The sequence below is a fragment of the Microvirga sp. M2 genome, from assembly GCF_047497095.1.
Classification (GTDB): domain Bacteria; phylum Pseudomonadota; class Alphaproteobacteria; order Rhizobiales; family Beijerinckiaceae; genus Microvirga.
The window spans coordinates 1,034,143-1,051,465 of the sequence record NZ_CP134063.1 but is presented as its reverse complement, the minus strand read 5'-3'; the positions used below and the strand labels follow the sequence as shown (position 1 = coordinate 1,051,465).

The 17,323-nt window shown below is 60.4% G+C and carries 12 protein-coding genes and 1 pseudogene; 8 read left to right on the top strand and 5 right to left on the bottom strand.

Features of this window, described 5'->3' with window-relative positions:
• Positions 1–10 precede the first annotated feature (10 nt).
• Positions 11–2,302 carry an NADP-dependent malic enzyme gene (locus tag RE429_RS04905; RefSeq protein ID WP_414473229.1) on the bottom strand — a complete coding sequence of 764 codons (2,292 nt, stop codon included), beginning with the start codon at positions 2,300–2,302 and terminating at the stop codon, positions 11–13.
• Between the two features lie 149 nt (positions 2,303–2,451).
• Here RE429_RS04905 and mutS point away from each other — a divergent pair, with 149 nt between their 5' ends.
• Positions 2,452–5,184 (top strand): DNA mismatch repair protein MutS, encoded by a 2,733-nt coding sequence (gene mutS, locus RE429_RS04900; RefSeq protein WP_414473228.1) that lies wholly within the window; start codon positions 2,452–2,454, stop codon positions 5,182–5,184.
• Positions 5,185–5,196: 12 nt separating this feature from the next.
• On the opposite strand, the gene RE429_RS04895 is transcribed toward mutS, so the two are convergent.
• Positions 5,197–5,670, bottom strand: a complete 474-nt coding sequence (locus tag RE429_RS04895) for a response regulator (protein WP_414473227.1) — start codon at positions 5,668–5,670, stop codon at positions 5,197–5,199.
• Positions 5,671–6,079: 409 nt separating this feature from the next.
• Between RE429_RS04895 and RE429_RS04890 the strand changes: the two are divergent.
• The 4 genes and pseudogenes from RE429_RS04890 to tnpC (RE429_RS04875) form a co-directional block, all read left to right on the top strand.
• A pseudogene (locus tag RE429_RS04890) lies at positions 6,080–6,937 on the top strand (YifB family Mg chelatase-like AAA ATPase); the annotation flags it as partial.
• A 427-nt stretch (positions 6,938–7,364) separates the two neighbouring features.
• Positions 7,365–7,760: an IS66-like element accessory protein TnpA gene (tnpA, locus tag RE429_RS04885; RefSeq protein WP_414471471.1), complete on the top strand. Its 396-nt coding sequence runs from the start codon at positions 7,365–7,367 to the stop codon at positions 7,758–7,760.
• A complete protein-coding gene (tnpB, locus tag RE429_RS04880) occupies positions 7,757–8,113 on the top strand; it encodes an IS66 family insertion sequence element accessory protein TnpB (RefSeq protein WP_414471472.1) in 357 nt (118 codons plus the stop codon). Before tnpA (RE429_RS04885) ends, tnpB (RE429_RS04880) begins: the two co-directional genes overlap by 4 nt.
• 71 nt (positions 8,114–8,184) lie before the next feature.
• On the top strand, positions 8,185–9,705 hold the full coding sequence (gene tnpC / locus RE429_RS04875) for an IS66 family transposase (RefSeq protein WP_414474126.1): 1,521 nt from the start codon (positions 8,185–8,187) through the stop codon (positions 9,703–9,705).
• A 125-nt stretch (positions 9,706–9,830) separates the two neighbouring features.
• Here tnpC (RE429_RS04875) and RE429_RS04870 read toward each other — a convergent pair whose 3' ends face one another.
• From RE429_RS04870 to RE429_RS04860, 3 genes are read right to left on the bottom strand one after another with little or no spacing between them, the layout of a single operon-like run.
• A complete protein-coding gene (locus RE429_RS04870) occupies positions 9,831–11,045 on the bottom strand; it encodes a response regulator (RefSeq protein WP_414473226.1) in 1,215 nt (404 codons plus the stop codon).
• Positions 11,023–11,508: a response regulator gene (locus RE429_RS04865; protein ID WP_414473225.1), complete on the bottom strand. Its 486-nt coding sequence runs from the start codon at positions 11,506–11,508 to the stop codon at positions 11,023–11,025. The genes RE429_RS04870 and RE429_RS04865 overlap by 23 nt, the downstream gene beginning before the upstream one ends.
• The gene (locus tag RE429_RS04860; protein WP_414474295.1) at positions 11,509–14,916 is read right to left on the bottom strand and encodes a hypothetical protein; all 3,408 of its coding nucleotides are present in this window, start codon (positions 14,914–14,916) and stop codon (positions 11,509–11,511) included.
• Between RE429_RS04860 and tnpA (RE429_RS04855) the strand changes: the two genes are divergently transcribed.
• The 3 genes from tnpA (RE429_RS04855) to tnpC (RE429_RS04845) all read left to right on the top strand — a co-directional run bounded on the left by tnpA (RE429_RS04855) (position 14,806) and on the right by tnpC (RE429_RS04845) (position 17,305).
• On the top strand, positions 14,806–15,228 hold the full coding sequence (gene tnpA / locus RE429_RS04855) for an IS66-like element accessory protein TnpA (RefSeq protein WP_414474125.1): 423 nt from the start codon (positions 14,806–14,808) through the stop codon (positions 15,226–15,228). The genes RE429_RS04860 and tnpA (RE429_RS04855) overlap by 111 nt on opposite strands.
• Positions 15,225–15,572, top strand: a complete 348-nt coding sequence (tnpB, locus tag RE429_RS04850; RefSeq protein ID WP_414470660.1) for an IS66 family insertion sequence element accessory protein TnpB — start codon at positions 15,225–15,227, stop codon at positions 15,570–15,572. Before tnpA (RE429_RS04855) ends, tnpB (RE429_RS04850) begins: the two co-directional genes overlap by 4 nt.
• Positions 15,573–15,617: 45 nt before the next feature.
• A protein-coding gene (tnpC, locus tag RE429_RS04845; RefSeq protein ID WP_414470659.1) for an IS66 family transposase occupies positions 15,618–17,305 on the top strand; the annotation gives its coding sequence in 2 pieces (ribosomal slippage) (positions 15,618–15,824 and positions 15,827–17,305; 1,686 coding nt in all).
• The last annotated feature ends 18 nt before the right edge of the window (positions 17,306–17,323 follow it).

Below are 17,323 nucleotides of genomic sequence, written 5' to 3'. Positions count from 1 at the left end.
GCCCGATGCTTTAGCCGCCGATATTGTAGGCCGCCAGCGCCGCCATGTTGACGATGTCGTTGTCCGTGGCGCCGAGCGAGACGATCTGGACCGGCTTGTCGAGCCCCACCACCAGCGGCCCCATGACCATCGCGCCGCCGAGCTCCTGCAGCATCTTCGTGGAGATGGATGCGGAGTGGAAGGCGGGCATGACGAGCACGTTTGCCGGCCCCTTCAGGCGGCTGAAGGGATATTGCGCCATCAGATCCCGGTTGAGCGCGACATCCGCCGCCATCTCGCCGTCGTATTCGAAATCGACCCGCATGTCGTCGAGGATCTGGACCGCCTCCTGGATCTTCTCGGCGCGCTCCGCCTTCGGATGGCCGAAATTGGAGAACGACAGCAGCGCCACCCGCGGCTCGTAGCCGAGACGGCGGGCGACGCCCGCCGCTTCGATGGCGATTTCCGCGAGTTCCTGAGCGCTCGGCATCTCGTGGATCGCGGTATCGGCCACGAGAACCGTGTGACCGCGGGCGAGGCACAGGGAAACGCCGATGACGCGATGACCGGGCTTGGCGTCGATCACATGGCGCACGTCGGCGAGCGCCGTCGAGTAGTTGCGGGTCGCGCCCGTCACCATCGCGTCTGCGTCGCCGAGCGCCACCATCGAGGCCGCGAAATGGTTGCGGTCCTGATTGATCAGGCGCTGGCAGTCACGGAACAGATAGCCCTTGCGCTGAAGGCGCTCGTAGAGAAACTGCGCATAGGTGCTGTTGCGGTGCGACAGCCGCGCATTGTGGATCTCGATGCCCTCGCGCCCTCCGAGATCGATGCCGGCCTGGGCGGCCGTTTCGAAGATCCGCTCCTCGCGGCCGACCAGGATCGCCCGGCCCAGTCCCTGGTTCACGAAGGACAGGGCGGCGCGGATGACCTTCTCCTCCTCGCCCTCGGCGAAGACCACACGCTTGGGCATCTTGCGGACGCGCTCGAAGATGCGGTTGAGGGTGCCTGCGACGGGGTCGCGCCGCGCGGAAAGCTGCGCCTTGTAGGATTTCATGTCCACGATGGGACGGCGGGCGACGTCCGTCTCCATCGCGGCCTGGGCTACGGCCATCGGGATGGTGTGAATGAGGCGCGGATCGAACGGCACCGGGATGATGTATTCCCGGCCGAAGCGCGGGCGCGCGCCCTGATAGGCGGCGGCGACCTCGTCCGGCACGTCCTCGCGGGCGAGCTCGGCCAGGGCCTGCGCGGCCGCGACCTTCATCTCCATGTTGATGGTCGTGGCCTGCACATCGAGCGCACCGCGGAAGATGTAGGGGAAACCCAGGACGTTGTTGACCTGGTTCGGGTAGTCCGAACGCCCGGTGGCGATGATCACGTCGCCGCGGATCCGCGCGACCTCTTCCGGGGTGATCTCCGGATCGGGATTGGCCATGGCGAAGATGATCGGATTGGGCGCCATGGACCGGATCATGTCGTCCGTGAAGGCTCCCTTTGCGGAAAGGCCGAACACGGCATCCGCCCCATTCAGCGCATCGGCCAGCGTGCGCGCGTCCGTCTCGGCGGCATGCGCGGACTTCCACTGGTTCATGCCCTCCGTGCGGCCCTTGTAGATGACGCCCTTCGTGTCGCAGAGGATCACGTTGTTGGGCGCAAAGCCCATGGCCTTCAGAAGCTCCGTGCAGGCGATGCCGGCAGCCCCCGCGCCGTTCACCACGAGCTTGGTTTCGGCCATGTCGCGGCCGGTGAGATGCAGCGCGTTGATCAGGCCCGCGGCGGCGATGATCGCCGTGCCGTGCTGGTCGTCATGGAAGACGGGAATGTCCATGAGTTCCCGCAGGCGCTCCTCGATGATGAAGCATTCCGGTGCCTTGATGTCCTCGAGATTGATCCCGCCGAAGGAGGGGCCCAGATAGCGGACGCAGTTGATGAAGGCGTCGGCGTCTTCCGTATCGACCTCCAGGTCGATGGAATCGACGTCCGCGAAGCGCTTGAACAGGACCGACTTGCCCTCCATCACGGGCTTCGAGGCCAGCGCCCCGAGATTGCCGAGACCGAGGATGGCCGTCCCGTTCGAGATCACCGCCACCATGTTGGAGCGCGTCGTATAGTCGAAGGCGAGCGCCGGGTTCTCGGCGATCGCCAGCACCGGGACGGCGACGCCCGGCGAATACGCCAGGGACAGATCCCGCTGGGTCGCCATCGGCTTCGTGGGCACGACCTCGAGCTTGCCGGGCCTGCCCTGGGCATGGAACTGCAACGCCTCCTGGTCCGTGAAGGTGGGGCGTTTGCGGCGGGTCGAGGGCGTTTCTTCGGTCATGGGACTTTCGTATTTTGGCTGCGGGACCTTTGCTCGCAGGGGCTGCGACCATAAGGCCTGGGGCCGCTTGCCTCAAGACTTGTGCACACCCTTCGCGCAACTTCCATGATACGGGTGAAAGGGAGAGCAGGCTTTGCTACATAGGGCGAATGTCGTCCCAAGCCCTTTACCGAGCCTCCGAGACCCCGCAACAAGCCGATCCTGCCGGACAAAAGCCCGCTCAGGACAGCCGCGTCACGCCCATGATGGCGCAATATATCGAGATCAAGGCCGCCAATCCGGACAGCCTGCTGTTCTACCGGATGGGGGACTTCTACGAGCTGTTCTTCGAGGATGCGGAGATCGCGAGCCAGTCCCTCGGCATCGTGCTCACCAAGCGCGGCAAGCATCTCGGGCAGGATATCCCCATGTGCGGCGTGCCCGTGGACCGGGCCGACGACTATCTCCAGAGGCTGATCGGTCTCGGCCACCGGGTCGCGGTCTGCGAGCAGACCGAGGACCCGGCGGAGGCCAAGAAGCGCGGCTCCAAGTCCGTCGTGCGCCGGGACGTGGTGCGGCTCGTGACCCCCGGCACCATCACGGAAGAGCGCCTGCTGGAGCCGGGCCGCGCCAATTTCCTGCTGGGTCTCGCCCGCCGCCGCCTGTCGGACACGCAATGGTGCTACGGCCTCGCCGCCGTCGACATCTCCACGGGCCATTTCGTGGTGAGCGAGACGGACGCCATGGGCCTGCCCGCCGAGATCGCCCGCTTCGAGCCCCGCGAGATCCTGGTGCCAGACGTCATTCACGAGGATCCGGAACTCTCCGGCTTCTGGCGCGAGACCCGGGCGTCGATCACGCCGCTCTCCCGGGACGGCCTCGATCCGGCCTCCGCCGAGCGGCGGCTGAAGGAGTATTTCGGCGTCGCCACGCTCGACGCCTTCGGGTCCTTCGGGCCGGCGGAAATGACGGCGGCCGGCAGCGTGCTCTTCTACATCGAGAAGACGCAGATCGACAGCCGCCCGGTCCTCAACCCGCCCTCCCGCGAGACCGCCGGGGCGGCGCTTGCCATCGATGCTGCGACCCGCGCCAATCTCGAACTGACGCGCACGCTCGCGGGCGAGCGCGCGGGAAGCCTCCTCGCCACCATCGATTGCACGGTGACCCCGGGCGGCGCGCGCTGCCTCGCGGAGCGGCTGGCAGGCCCCCTCACCGATCCCGGCCTGATCCGCGAGCGGCAGGATGCCGTGGCTTTCCTGGTGGAGAACGCGGATCTGCGCGAGCGCCTGCGGCGCATCCTCAAGCGGTCGCCGGATCTGGCCCGCGCCCTCTCCCGCCTCAGCCTGGGGCGCGGCGGACCGCGCGACCTGGCCTGCGTGCGGGACGGATTGTTCGCGGCGCGTGAACTGGGCCTCGAACTTGCCATCGCGCCCAACCTTCCCAAGGAGCTGTCGGCGAATGCGCAGCAGCTTCAGTCCCTGCGGACGGACGTGGCCGACACGCTCTCGGCGGCGCTTGCCGACGACCTGCCGCTCCTGAGGCGGGACGGCGGCTTCATCCGGGCGGCCTACGATTCCAACCTCGACGAGCTGCGCGAGCTGCAGCAGGATTCACGCCGCTTCATCGCGGCCCTGCAAACGCGCTATGCCAACGACACCGGCTGCCGCACCTTGCGCGTGAAGCACAACCATATGATCGGCTACTTCGTCGAGGTGCCGCAGAATGTGGGCGAGGATCTTTTGAAGGAGCCGTTCAAGGACACCTTCATCCACCGCCAGACCATGGCGGGCGCCATGCGCTTCTCCACGCAGGAGCTGGGCGAGCTGGAGGCGAAGATCGCCTCCGCCGCCGACCGCGCCCTGAAGATCGAGCTCGGCCTCTTCGACGAAATGACCGAGGCGCTTCTTTCTCTCTCGGGCGAGGTCGCCTCCGCGGCCGAGGCCATCGCCGTGATCGACGTGACGGCCTCCCTCGCCGATCTCGCCGTCAGGCTCGATTGGACCCGGCCGGTCGTGGATATGGGGCTTGCCTTTAGGATCAAGGGCGGGCGCCATCCGGTGGTCGAGGCGGCGCTCAAGCGGGAGGGCACGGCCTTCATCGCCAACGACGCCGAGCTGTCGGGCAAGGACGCGGGCCACATCCTGCTGATCACGGGCCCCAACATGGGCGGCAAATCCACGTATCTGCGCCAGAACGCGCTGATCGTCGTCCTGGCGCAGATGGGGTCCTTCGTGCCCGCCGAGGAAGCGCATATCGGCGCCGTGGACCGCCTCTTCTCCCGCGTGGGCGCTGCCGACGACCTCGCGCGCGGCCGATCGACCTTCATGGTCGAAATGGTGGAAACGGCGGCGATTCTCAATCAGGCGTCGGCGCGCTCCCTCGTCATCCTCGACGAGATCGGGCGCGGCACGTCCACCTTCGACGGCCTGTCCATCGCCTGGGCGGCCATCGAACATCTGCACGAGGCCAATCGCTGCCGGGCGCTCTTCGCCACGCATTTCCACGAGCTGACGGCGCTTGCCGAACGGCTGCCGCGCATCGCCAATGCCACCCTGAAGGTGACGGAGTGGAACGGCGACGTGGTATTCCTGCACGAGGTCGTGCCGGGGGCAGCCGACCGTTCCTACGGGCTGCAGGTCGCGCGGCTTGCGGGCCTGCCCATGGCCGTGGTCGATCGGGCGAAGACGATCCTGAGCGAATTGGAGAAGTCGGACCGCGAGCATCCGAAGCGGGCGCTTGTCGACGACCTTCCGCTTTTCGCCGCTCCGGTTCGTGTTCGCGCCGAGCCGGTCCAGGCTCCGCAGAAGGACGGCCTGCGCGAGGCGCTCGATGCGCTCGATCCCGACCAGATGACGCCGCGCGAAGCGCTGGATGCGCTCTATCGCCTGAAAGCGCAGCGGTAGGGGAATGGGCCGTCAGGACAGCTGGGAGTTGCTGTCCCTACGGCTTTTCGCGTCGAAAGGGGTGAAGGTCAGGCGATCCGTGATGCCGCCCGTATGGTCGTGCTCGGCCGTGACATAGGCGAGAGCCTCTTTCACCCCACGCTCGGTATAGGGCTTTGCGATCACGCCGCGGGCGCCGGCGCAATCCTCCGGGATACGCTTGGCGTTGGCCGTCATGAACAGCACGGTCACATGGAGCTGGTCGGAGAGCTTGCGGGCAACGTCGATGCCGGTCAGGCCATCGGCCAGGTGAATGTCCACGAATGCGAGATCGGGTGAGAGCTGCTGGCCGAGAGCCATGGCGTGATCGGAGGTCGCGGCGATCCCCACCACGTCGTGTCCTTGATCCTGGAGCAGGCTTTCGAGTTCGAGCGCAATCAGGAACTCGTCTTCGACGATGAGAATGCGCAAAGGCTTCGCTTTACTCAACCCGTGCCCCCCCGGCATTGCGCGTTGTGAAAAACTCGGTTCTTTCAGCTGTACCTGGTCGACCGGCGCCCCAAGTCAACGCCTCGAGGGTGTACTGGCTGTGCATATCTCGCAGAATGGATGTCCCCGCTCCACGACTTAGCAGGCTTTGAGACCGCATGGTGCTCATGCTCGTACGCGGGCGCACCCCGCACGCGTGCAGGTGCAAACAGCCCTCGGCTTGGCATGGAATGCTGCCATAATCGATTGTCTCCCCGAAACCCTTGACGGGAATCGCCCTTTTGGCGGGTGCAGTGTGACTCAACGTCATGAAGTCAGGAGGGTTCCGTCGCTTCTTTCAAAGATTTGCACAAATTTGTTCAATTCATATAAATGATATATCGGCCCTCAAAGCGGGCCCGAATCGTCCGTCTGGAGGTCCCGCCTCATGGTCATGCGCGTTTCAACCGTTGCCTTCGAGGGGGTCGAAGCGCGTACGGTCGACGTGCAGGTGCAGATCTCTCCCGGAACGGTCGCCTTCACGATCGTCGGCCTGCCCGACAAGGCGGTCGCGGAATCCCGCGAGCGGGTGCGCTCGGCCCTGATCGCCTCCGGGCTCGCGCTTCCCGCGAAGCGCATCACCGTCAATCTCGCACCGGCCGACCTTCCCAAGGAGGGCAGTCATTACGATCTTCCCATCGCGCTCGGCGTCATGGCGGCCATCGGGGCCGTGCCGGGCGACGCGCTCAACGGCTTCACGGTTCTCGGCGAACTGGCGCTCGACGGCTCCATCACCACCGTGGTCGGGGTGCTGCCCGCCGCCATGGCGGCCGTCGAACGGCGGCACGGTCTGATCTGCCCGGCGGGTTGCGGCTCGGAAGCGGCCTGGGCCAGCGGCGATCTCGAAATCCTGGCGCCGCGCTCGCTGATCCAGCTCGCGAACCATTTCAAAGGCACCCAGGTGATGAGCCGGCCGGAGCCGGCCATCATGCCCGCGTCCGACGCATTGCCGGACCTGCGCGACATCAAGGGGCAGGAAAGCGCCAAGCGAACTCTCGAGATCGCCGCAGCCGGCAGCCACAATCTGCTGATGAGCGGGCCGCCCGGCGCCGGCAAATCCATGCTGGCTCAGCGCCTGCCGTCGATCCTGCCGCCGCTCTCGCCGCGCGAACTCCTGGAAATCTCGATGATTCAGTCGGTGGCCGGGCTGCTTGCGGACGGCGCGCTCTCGAACCGGCGGCCCTTCCGGGCTCCGCATCATTCCGCCTCCATGGCCGCCCTGGTCGGCGGCGGCTCCAATGCCAGGTGTGACGTGGCAAAAAAATTTGTACTGATCGCTGCTTTGCAAGAGATAAAATCAACATCACAAAAGTTTGTACATTTTTGCGAGAGACTGACGTGAAGCAGACCTTCGAGTGACAATAAAGTTGTTACAACTATCTCACCCTGTGGCTACACACCCTTGAAAGCGGAGCCCTGCGGCGAGGAATTCTGCTGGGTGTGCCGCCGGGTTCGAAGCGCGATACGAGGAAAACTGCAGTACCTTGTGGCCTAGCACCATCGAACACCTCAAATGGTCCTAGCATTACCGATGTTTTCCAATCTTGCCCGGCGGAGGTGGCTCTCCCGGGCACTCAGGCTCTATCGATGTAAGCGGTGTTCTCGCCGCACCTTACATTCGCATGTGTGAGCAGCGAGACTGACGATCTTGGATTGAGGATCGTTTTGTGCCGATGGTTGACCATATGCTTGAGCCGCCGCGGCCGGTGCGGCGCCTGGAAGTGATCACCGGAGCCAGTGGACGCCGGCGCTGGTCAGCCGATGAGAAGGCGCGGATCCTGGAGGAAGCCATGGCGCCGGGCGCGGTGGTGTCCGAGGTGGCCCGCCGAAACGGGATAGCGCCGCAGCACCTGTTCACCTGGCGCCGTCAGGCCAAGTGCGCGGCGGACGATCATCCTCTCGCCTTTACCCCGGTTATTGTCGCCCCTGACGGGCCGCAGCCCACCCCGGCAGCCTGCCGGGAGGCGGTGATCGAGATTGTTGTGGCGGGCACTGTCATTCGCATCCCTCCGGGGGCCGATGGCGCAACGCTGGCTATGGTCCTGCAAGCGCTCAAGAGCCTGCGATGATCGGGCCGAGCGGGACTGTCCGCGTCCTGGTGGCCACCAAGCCCGTCGACTTCCGCAAAGGGGCGGATGGCCTCGCTGCGCTCGTGCGCGACACCATGGGGGCCGATCCGTTCTCCGGGACGGTTTATGTCTTCCGCGCCAAACGCACGGATCGCGTCAAACTGGTGTTCTGGGATGGCACCGGCGTGGTTCTCGTCGCGAAGCGATTGGAGGATGGTGAGTTCCGCTGGCCCAAGCTGCAGGATGGTGCCCTTCACCTGTCAGCCGCCGAGCTCTCCGCTCTGCTCGAGGGTCTGGACTGGCGCCGCGTGCATGCGCCACGACCGACCTCTGTGCCTGTGGAGCCCAGCTGACCCGATCCCATCCATAAGAGCCATCGCGGCTCCCGTCGAAGCATGATTCACTTCGTCCTGTGACCAGCGCGATGCAAACTCTCCCGGATGATCCTGAACTGCTCAAAGCCATGCTCCTGGCCGAGCGGGCCCGCGCTGAACGTCTGGAGCAGATTATCAAGGCGATGCAGCGTCATCGCTTCGGCCGCAGGGCCGAGAGCCTGCCTGAGGATCAACTGCTGCTCGGGCTGGAAGAGGCCGAACAGACTGAGGCCGCCGAAGGCGCCCAACACGAGCAAGCGGATCTGGCCGAGCGTCAAAGCCGAGCGGCCCAGCGGCGTCGGAACCGCGGATCCTTGCCGGCCCATCTGCCGCGCATTGAGACGATCATCGACATCGAGGATCCAACCTGTCCCTGCTGCCGCAATGCCCTGCACCGCATCGGCGAGGATGTCTCCGAGCGCCTCGACATCGTGCCGGCGCAACTGCGCGTGCTGGTGATGCGACGGCCCAAATACGCCTGCCGCCACTGCGAGGATGGGGTGGTGCAAGCCCCGGCTCCGGCCCGCGTGATCGAAGGCGGCCTGCCCACCGACGCGCTGGTCGCGCAGGTGCTGGTGTCGAAATACGCCGACCATCTCCCGCTCTACCGGCAGTCTCAGATCTACGCGCGTCAGGGCATCACTTTGGATCGTTCGACCCTGGCTGATTGGGTCGGGCGCGCCGCCTGGCACCTGCGGCCGGTACATGAGCGCCTGCTGGCGCAGCTGAAGACCTCACCCCGGCTGTTTGCCGATGAGACCACCGCACCGGTGCTCGATCCCGGCCGCGGCCAGACCAAGACCGGGCAGCTGTTTGCCTATGCGCGGGACGATCGGCCGTGGGGCGGCACGGATCCGCCTGGGGTGGCCTACGTCTATGCGCCGGATCGCAAGGCGGCCCGGCCGATCGAGCATCTGTGCGGTTTTGCCGGCGTGCTGCAGGTGGACGGCTACAGCGGCTATCGGGCTCTAGCTGGAGGCAATCAGGTCACCCTCGCGTTCTGCTGGGCGCACGTGCGACGGCGCTTTTACGAACTGGCCGTGGCCGGAGCGGCGCCGATTGCCAGCGAAGCGCTCACCCGGATTGCGGAGCTCTACCGGATCGAGAGCGAGATCCGTAGCATGAGTGCGGCGGAGCGCTGCCGGATTCGTCAGGCCAAGAGCGGTCCGGTACTGGACGCTCTCGAGCCGTGGTTGCGCGGCAAACTCGGTCTGATCAGCCAGAAGAGCAAGCTGGCCGAGGCGATCCGCTACGCGCTTGTGCGCTGGGACGGGCTGACCCGCTTTGTCGACGACGGGCGGATTGAGATCGACTCCAACGTGGTCGAGCGGGCAATCCGGCCTTTGGCCTTGACGCGCAAGAATGCACTGTTTGCCGGCTCGGATCGCGGGGGCGAACACTGGGCGATCATCGCCTCATTGGTCGAGACCTGCAAACTGTGCGGGGTGGATCCGCAGGCTTATCTCGCCGACGTGTTGAGCCGCATCGCCACCGGCCATCTCAACACCCGCATTGATGATCTACTGCCGTGGGCCTATGCCACCGCGCCGGACCTCAAGGCCGTGGCCTGAGAACACCGCTAACCTATCGATACTTCTCAGCCAAACAGCTCTCCGCTGTTCTTTCGATGGAAAGAGGCAGTTGTACTGCTTGGCGCCCAAATAGCTGATGACAAGTCAGCACATAGCCCTGTTATCTACTTTATAAGCAAGTCTTTGCCATATCGTTCGCAGAACGCAGCCATCACTCCCGCACTCATGTGGGCTGCATAACCTTGAAACTTATTGTCCTTCTTTTTATCGGCAAAATCACTGACACCTTTTAATCCAATAGCGATAGGCCTTGGAGATGAGCAGTCTTTTGAAGCAAGATAAACTCCGTATTGCTCCATCTCGACCCCCAGTAGCTTCCGATGCTGGGTCTTGATCTCCGTTAGAAGGCGTTGATCGGCTAGCACGGCCGATCCAGAGACTACCGGTCCAATTTTGATATCTGGGATTCGATTCGGCTTGTTGCCAGAGTATTTATCGGAAATATTAAAGCGAAGCTGCTTGTCTTCCTGCAACTGTTGAAAACGCTCAACAATCTCAGTCGGAACATCAAGTTGGTCAGGCGCGATCTGGAACTCAACCTCTGTGTATTTGCCCATTTGCCAGTCCCAAGTTCTCTCCGCCAGTAAGACGTCACCGAAGTCGCATTCGTTCTTAAAACCCGCACAAATTCCTGTCATGATTAGAAGTTTCGGTCGAAACTTCTCAATGATCTTCATTGTGACTAGAGCTGCGGACACCATACCCATTCTAGGTGCCGCTGCACACACTGCAGAACACTTCCGGTCTCCGGAAGTGAACTCACCTCTATAGAAAAAGCTCACGTTGTCTAATGCTTCAGCTCCTCCCCAGGCCCAACTCAAACGCCGCACTTCAGCAAGTTCGGTTGGGAGAGCTGTGATTATTGCTACATCAACTCCGTAAGTGGCTGGAGCGTGCTGCTTCGAAGCGGCAACGATGTAGGTCGCTCGGGCTCGTAGACGATCTATCCACCCCGACTCGGCTTCATCGTAGTGTTCCAATGTCCAATGTTGAGAGCTGAATTTCGAGTCGAACTCCTCACGTAAATCTGCAAATCCGGTGAGGCCAATGACATTACTAGGTTTCTTGTAGATTTCCCTTTCGAGAACCTCCTCAAGAAGATCGATTCCGCCTCTTCTGTCGGGTTGATCCTCAGGACGATAAGGAAGCGCTATATCTAAGATCATTAGATCGTAGACAGTGGCTTCAAGCCTCGATCGAGCGTCAGCTCCGGACTGTGCAACGTCAATTTCATTCCTCGAAATCCCGCACTCAGTCAGGCTCGAAATGACGCGCGAGAGCTTCGATTGATTGTCGTCAACGATTAGTACCTTTACCATTATTGCCCCCCCGGTACGTTGGATCCATCAAGCTGCGGCCGAGTTCTTTTTCCCAGCGAGCATCCGCCGAGTTGTAGGAAATCAGGCTACGAAACACAGTCTTGTACTGCTGCTCCAATTCAGCTCTGATTGTTTTTACAGAGATTTCAACGCTACCGCGGCGAAATGTTTCAAACTGTGTGATAATGATTGTGGGAACCTCGAGCTCGAGGCGCTCCATCTGATCAAGCACCTCGATGCCACCGAAATTCTGCGGTCTACCTCCCGCCTCTCTTGGTCCGACGCTGAATGTTGTGAGGGACATGTCAAGGAGAAGAAGGTCCGGCGTAAACTCAACCAGCGCCGCTAGACCTGAGTTTACAGATCTCTCTACCTTGATCTGACAACTGGGCAACAGCTTTCGAACAGCGGACTCAATGCGTCGCGCTTTGACCTCCTCGTCTTCAATCATGAGGATATTCATTCAAAGCCCCCGGTTCTTTGCTTTTTCAGCCTTCAGGTAAACGATCATGATCGAGACCTCGACGAAGAACGTCGTTTCGTCTTTGAAACCGAACTCTAACGTTCTCCGAGAATCAAGGGACACAACTCGTTTGAGCTTCAGTAGGCCGGTGCCGCCTTCTAAGTTAACCTTCTTTCTATAATCACCTGTGTCCATCATGTGACGGATACGGTCAAGCTTACCTTGCTCGTATGCGTTGAAGACCCCAGCAGCGACTTCACTTTCGACGCGTATGAAGACTTTGACCTTCGACGGCTCGCCGACATCGGTGCCTTTCACGCTTATTCTAATCCAAGGGTCATCAGCCACGCCCGAATGGCGATAAACGTTATCAAGAATCGTAAACAAAATGTCGGTGCATTCTAGGAGCACATCAGTAGAGTGGATGCCCAAACTATCGATATCGCGCTCAATTTTCGGATTAAAGCCGCGTCGAGCCGCTCTTGTTGCTTCGACAGCGACATCCACGATTTGCTCCATGGTTTTCCCGGACGCAGCCTGGCGCGCCTGATCAGGTGAAAACCAGTCACTGACTCGATCGACCGCAGCAGTAACTTCTGGGATAGCCCACGAAATTTCTGATGCAACCTTCGAGTAACCAGCCGGGGACAAAGATCTTTCTAAGCTTCTCCTCAAATCGTTGATTGCTTCTTCAATCTTAATCTTCGTTGTCGAACCGATGTACTCCCGTATATTAGCCAAATCGTAGCTCAAGAGAACACTTAGAGCCGAAAGGTATGCCTCGAAATCCTCTCGAAATGTGCTGTTTTCATGTATTCTGCTCCTAACCCAGTATACCATGATAGGCGCGATGTTCAGCACGAACATACCATCTGGCCTCTCCTGCGTTCTTACTTGCAATCTATGTTTTGCCAAATCGTCAATTATACCATCATAGACGGACGAGAAATCTCGAATACATTTTCCAAAGCCGTCGATATCATGCCCAGTCAGCCCAAATGCTTCAACAGATCCTCCTATCAAAGCATTGTAGATTCCAGTATCCTTATCCCGAACCGCAAGGAGATTCCGCTCTTCCAATGGCCCTCTAATATGGCCTGAGAGAGACCCATGGCGAACCCGCATACTTAAGAATGCGTTGAGGCCGAAATCATCATTCAGCAGGTATTCCTTCCTCAATACTTGGAAGTTTTCGAGCAACAAAGAGCCAAGCTCGTCTGTAGGGAATTGCAGATATTTTTCTAAAGAACTGCCCTTGCCAGTTAGAGAGTCCTGGAGCGCGGCCTCGAGATCACCCTCCGCTTCAGAGATGGTGTTCGAGCGAAGAAGAGATTTGTATCTTGCGAAGCTCTCAGAAAGTTCTGTGTCTGCCCATTTGAAAAGAGCATCTGTGTTTACATGGACGCGACTGCTATCAACGTCCTGTAAACCTTCCTGGACGTTTATAAAACGAGAAATATCCTGGATCTCTTCAGCGTAAGCAGACTGCCTTGCGGGATCAAGATCAATTAAAGCAGAGCAAACCTGAATCCTCTCCTCAAGGATTTCCCGAGAACCTTTGAAAGTCTGGAAGCTGACATCCATGACCTCAGGGATGCACAGTCGTTCAAAAAAGTAACGCAGCGCGGCGCTGTCATAACCATTCTTCTTTTCGAAGAGCTGAGATGGACGCTGTACGCTCTGTGCACGCAGAAACTCATCATAGGCGAAGCGCCTTATACGAACTAAGTTACTATCACCCACAGTGCGGAGAACTACGTCAACTGCTACCGGCAGTGAAATATCTGCCTTTAGATGACGGACATCTCTCCACGAGACATTTTTTAGAATCTTATCCAACGGCATGACATATCTGAGACCGTCATGTCGACTACAATGCCTCGCGACGCTGCGTACCGCGTCGTCATCTCTACCCAGCCAAATCAAGCAAGCGACCTCGAACTGCGCTCCTCGCCGCTTCCAAATTCCATCTGTTGATTCGAGCAACTCACGTGAGTACACGAGAGCATTAGTTAGGTCCCCAGTCGCGATACAGCCAAGTGCCAAAAACTCGGCGAGCTGAGGCAGCTCAGGCTCCGCCGGATTATCAGTCAGAGATCTTTCAATCAGCTTCGAAGCTGTCGCATTTGAAGGCTGATCGGCCAAGCGCCAGGCAAGCTTTGCCGATAGCCCACCTGGTAGGAGATAGAGGTGGCGCGCTTGGACCGAAGGAGATGAGAAATGGATTGCTGCACGATCACTTGTCGGATTGCGCTCGATTGCTGTTTCAAGTCGGACGTAACCTAGGACTGCGCGTGCGCACCCCAAAAAAGATAAATTAGTCAGAGTCTTTGTAGCATCGGAAATAACATGAGAGAGCCCCTCCTCTCTCTTCCGCGCAGATACAAGAAAATCGCGAAAGATCGTCGGCAGATTCGGAAGAGCATCGTCAAGATCTACACTCGCAGCTATGGAGGAGCAAACATATAGATAAAGCTCGTCTATGTTTTGATAGCTTCCTTTGAAGCGCTCGAGCGCACTAGCGCGGGCTTTCGTGAACTCACCGGCGATGTAGAGATTTTCCGAAGGACTAAGCTGAGGTTCGAGCGTGGAGTACCCAGCAAGGGCGTGCCGAAGATTCTGAATTCTAATGTCTTTGGTTGGCAAGCAATCGAGAAGCGCAGAAATTGCCTCTTTGTAAGGGCCAGCCTCTTCCATCAAAACAACACTCTCAATAACATCCTTCGCCGCATCGTAAGCGTCTATGAGCGAAACTCCGCTCGCTACGCCAAGATACATGGAGAGTGCTTTAACTTCGTACGTGGCAAGATTGGGCTTAACAAGGCGAATTCTAAAGAATGTTGCAATATCTTCAGGTGTCTTTGGATGCTGGAGAACTGTCTCCAATCGCTGACTAAATCTAGGGAAAGATACTGCGTCTTCGTTTCGGAGGCTCACATAGTAAGCAAACGACGCCATGGGCGTCCTAGGTATAGCCTCACGAATTATCCGAAAATAAGCTTTCTGACCGTCAAGCCCCTCGGTCTTTTGGAGATATGCAAGCTTCGCTTCCAGCAGCCATGCAGAAAGACCAAATTCGCTCTCTATGTATGCTAATTGTTTCGAGGCATTCTCCAGATCGTTTATAAGCCATGCAGTCTCAAACGCCCGCGCAGCTTCATGAAATGAACTGAGCAATTCTTTATGAGAGCTTAGGCTCGAAATAACCGTACGCATCCGGGCAGGGCCGCCTTGTGGGATTGAGGCATTTGGAAGACCACTGGCTCTATCGACGTCGATATGGACGGTGTTGTAGCCATGGACATTATCAGGGACCGTGGGCCGGTCAGCCGCCTGGACGTGGTCGACACTGGTCGCCGTCGCCGGTTCAGCGATGAAGCAAAGCTCGCGATTGTGGCCGAGAGCCATCGCGGCCCAAAGCAGGTCTCGGCCACGGCGCGCCGGCACGGGATCACCCGCTTTCAATTGAACAGCTGGCGCAAGGCTCACAGAGAAGGACGGCTTGGCGCTGGTTCATGGGATGGGTTTGTGCCTGCCCTGGTCGTGCCGGACTCGCACGCGCCCTTGGAGCCTTCGCCGACTGCGCCGGTACCGCATTCCCCACGCGGCCCCGGCCGAATGGACGTTGTCACGGCGAATGGGCGGCATGTGATCGTCGACCGGGATGTTGACGTCGATGCGCTGTTGCGGATCATCCGGGGCCTCGAGGCGCTGCGATGATCCCCATCCCAACAGGCGTTCGGGTATGGCTGGCGACGGGCTATACCGATATGAGACGGGGCTTTCCATCGTTGGCCCTGCAGGTGCAGGAAGTCTTAAAACATGACCCGCTCAGCGGTCATTTATTTTGCTTCCGGGGTCGTCGCGGCGATCTGATCAAAGTGATTTGGCACGATTCCCAGGGGGCATGCCTGTTCACGAAGCGCCTCGAGCGCGGCAGGTTCATCTGGCCGTCAGCGGCTGATGGCGTGGTGACAATCTCGCCGGCGCAGCTGTCTTATCTTCTGTCCGGAATCGATTGGCGTGCCCCTCAGGAAACCTGGCGTCCGACACGGGTCGGGTAGCATTATTCAATTGAAAAGACAGGGGAATTCTGATCGAATGGTGTCATGCCTTCAAAGCCTGATGATCTTCCAGAAGACCTTGCAAGCGCCTATCTGGCGCTGCTGTCCGAGCGTGAGGTGTTGCAGGCTGAACGAGATGTCGTTGTCGCCGAGAGGGACAGGGCTGTGGCGCAAGCCGCCAAGGCCCAAGCCCTGTTGTCCGACAGCGAGGCCCTGATCGCCAGTCTGGAACTGGCGATCGAAAAGCTGAAGCGCGCGAACTGCGCGGCCAGCGCTCCGAGCGCGCGGCGCGACTGATCGACCAGATGGAATTGCAACTCGAAGAACTGGTGATGGCCGCGACCGAGGATGAGGTTGCGGCACAGGCCGCCACCAGGAACTCAAACGGGCGCTCTTTTGTGCGCAGGCGGCCAGTCCGAAAGCCCTGGCCGGAGACTATCGAGCGCGAACGCGTGGTGCTTGATCCCCCGGCGACCTGTGCCTGCTGCGGTGGCTCGCGCCTGGCGAAACTGGGCGAGGACATCACCGAGACGCTGGAGGAGATCCCGCGTCGGTTCAAGGTGATCGAGACGGTGCGGGAAAAGTTCAGCTGCCGGGACTGTGAGGCGATCAGCCAGCCGCCGGCGCCGTTCCATGCCACGCCGCGCGGCTTCATCGGCCCTCATCTGCTGGCGACGATCCTCTTCGACAAGTTTGGCATGCACAGTCCGCTCAATCGCCAGAGCGCCCGGTTTACATGCGAAGGCATCGCGTTGTCGACCTCGACGCTGGCCGATCAGGTTGGGTTTGGAACCTCCGCTCTCAGGCCGGTCTTCGATCTGATCGAGAAGCATGTCTTTGCGGCCGAGCGCCTTCACGGCGACGATACGACCATCCCCATCCGAGCCAAAAGCAAGTGCACGACCGGACGGATCTGGACTTACGTGCGGGACGACCAGCCGTTTGGTGGGCCTGCGCCGCCAGCCGCGGTCTACTACGCCTCAGGTGACCGCCGCGGCGAGCATCCGCAGAAACACCTGGCCGGGTATGGCGGCATTCTGCAGAGTGACTGTTACAATGGCTTCGAGCCGATCAGTGTTGCCGAACAGAAAACGGTGCCGATTACCTTTGCCTTCTGCCACGCGCATGCGCGACGGAAATTCTTTGAACTGGCCGATATCGAGAAAAGGGCTCGGGATCGCAAAAGAAACGGCAAGCCGATCTCCCCGATCGCGTTGGAGGCCGTCAAGCGGTTCGACGCGCTGTTTGACATCGAGCGTCAGATCAACGGCTTGAGCGCCGCGGAACGACTGGCTGTGCGGCAGGAGAAGAGCAAGCCGCTGTTCGATGAGATGCACGAGTGGCTGAAGCGGGAGCGTGCCACGCTCACCCGATCGTCCGAGGTGATCGGCGCCATCGACTACATGCTGAAGCGCTGGGATGGCTTTGCCCGCTTCCTGGAGGATGGCCGGGTGTGTCTGACGAACAATGCCGCCGAACGGGTCTTGAGAGGGATCGCCCTGGGGCGCCGCAACTGGACCTTCGCCGGTTCCCAGCGCGGGGCCGATCGGGCCGCCGTCATGCTTACCCTCATCACGACCTGTCGTCTCAACGATGTCGATCCAAAAGCCTGGCTCGCCGACGTGCTGGCCCGGATCGCCGATCTTCCTGTCGCCCGCCTGCCCGAATTGCTTCCCTGGGCGTGGAAAGGCCGACGGCTGGCCGAGAACCCGGCCTCCCAGCTGGCCGCGTGACCGAAAAGGGACCGACGA

Bases quoted from the DNA above. Each gene is read 5' to 3' on its own strand.
- RE429_RS04905 (WP_414473229.1), bottom strand. From the start codon at position 2,302: ATGACCGAAGAAACGCCCTCGACCCGCCGCAAACGCCCCACCTTCACG.
- mutS (WP_414473228.1), top strand. From the start codon at position 2,452: ATGTCGTCCCAAGCCCTTTACCGAGCCTCCGAGACCCCGCAACAAGCC.
- RE429_RS04895 (WP_414473227.1), bottom strand. From the start codon at position 5,670: ATGCCGGGGGGGCACGGGTTGAGTAAAGCGAAGCCTTTGCGCATTCTC.
- tnpA (WP_414471471.1), top strand. From the start codon at position 7,365: ATGGTTGACCATATGCTTGAGCCGCCGCGGCCGGTGCGGCGCCTGGAA.
- tnpB (WP_414471472.1), top strand. From the start codon at position 7,757: ATGATCGGGCCGAGCGGGACTGTCCGCGTCCTGGTGGCCACCAAGCCC.
- tnpC (WP_414474126.1), top strand. From the start codon at position 8,185: ATGCAAACTCTCCCGGATGATCCTGAACTGCTCAAAGCCATGCTCCTG.
- RE429_RS04870 (WP_414473226.1), bottom strand. From the start codon at position 11,045: ATGGTAAAGGTACTAATCGTTGACGACAATCAATCGAAGCTCTCGCGC.
- RE429_RS04865 (WP_414473225.1), bottom strand. From the start codon at position 11,508: ATGAATATCCTCATGATTGAAGACGAGGAGGTCAAAGCGCGACGCATT.
- tnpA (WP_414474125.1), top strand. From the start codon at position 14,806: ATGGACATTATCAGGGACCGTGGGCCGGTCAGCCGCCTGGACGTGGTC.
- RE429_RS04860 (WP_414474295.1), bottom strand. From the start codon at position 14,916: ATGGCTCTCGGCCACAATCGCGAGCTTTGCTTCATCGCTGAACCGGCG.
- tnpB (WP_414470660.1), top strand. From the start codon at position 15,225: ATGATCCCCATCCCAACAGGCGTTCGGGTATGGCTGGCGACGGGCTAT.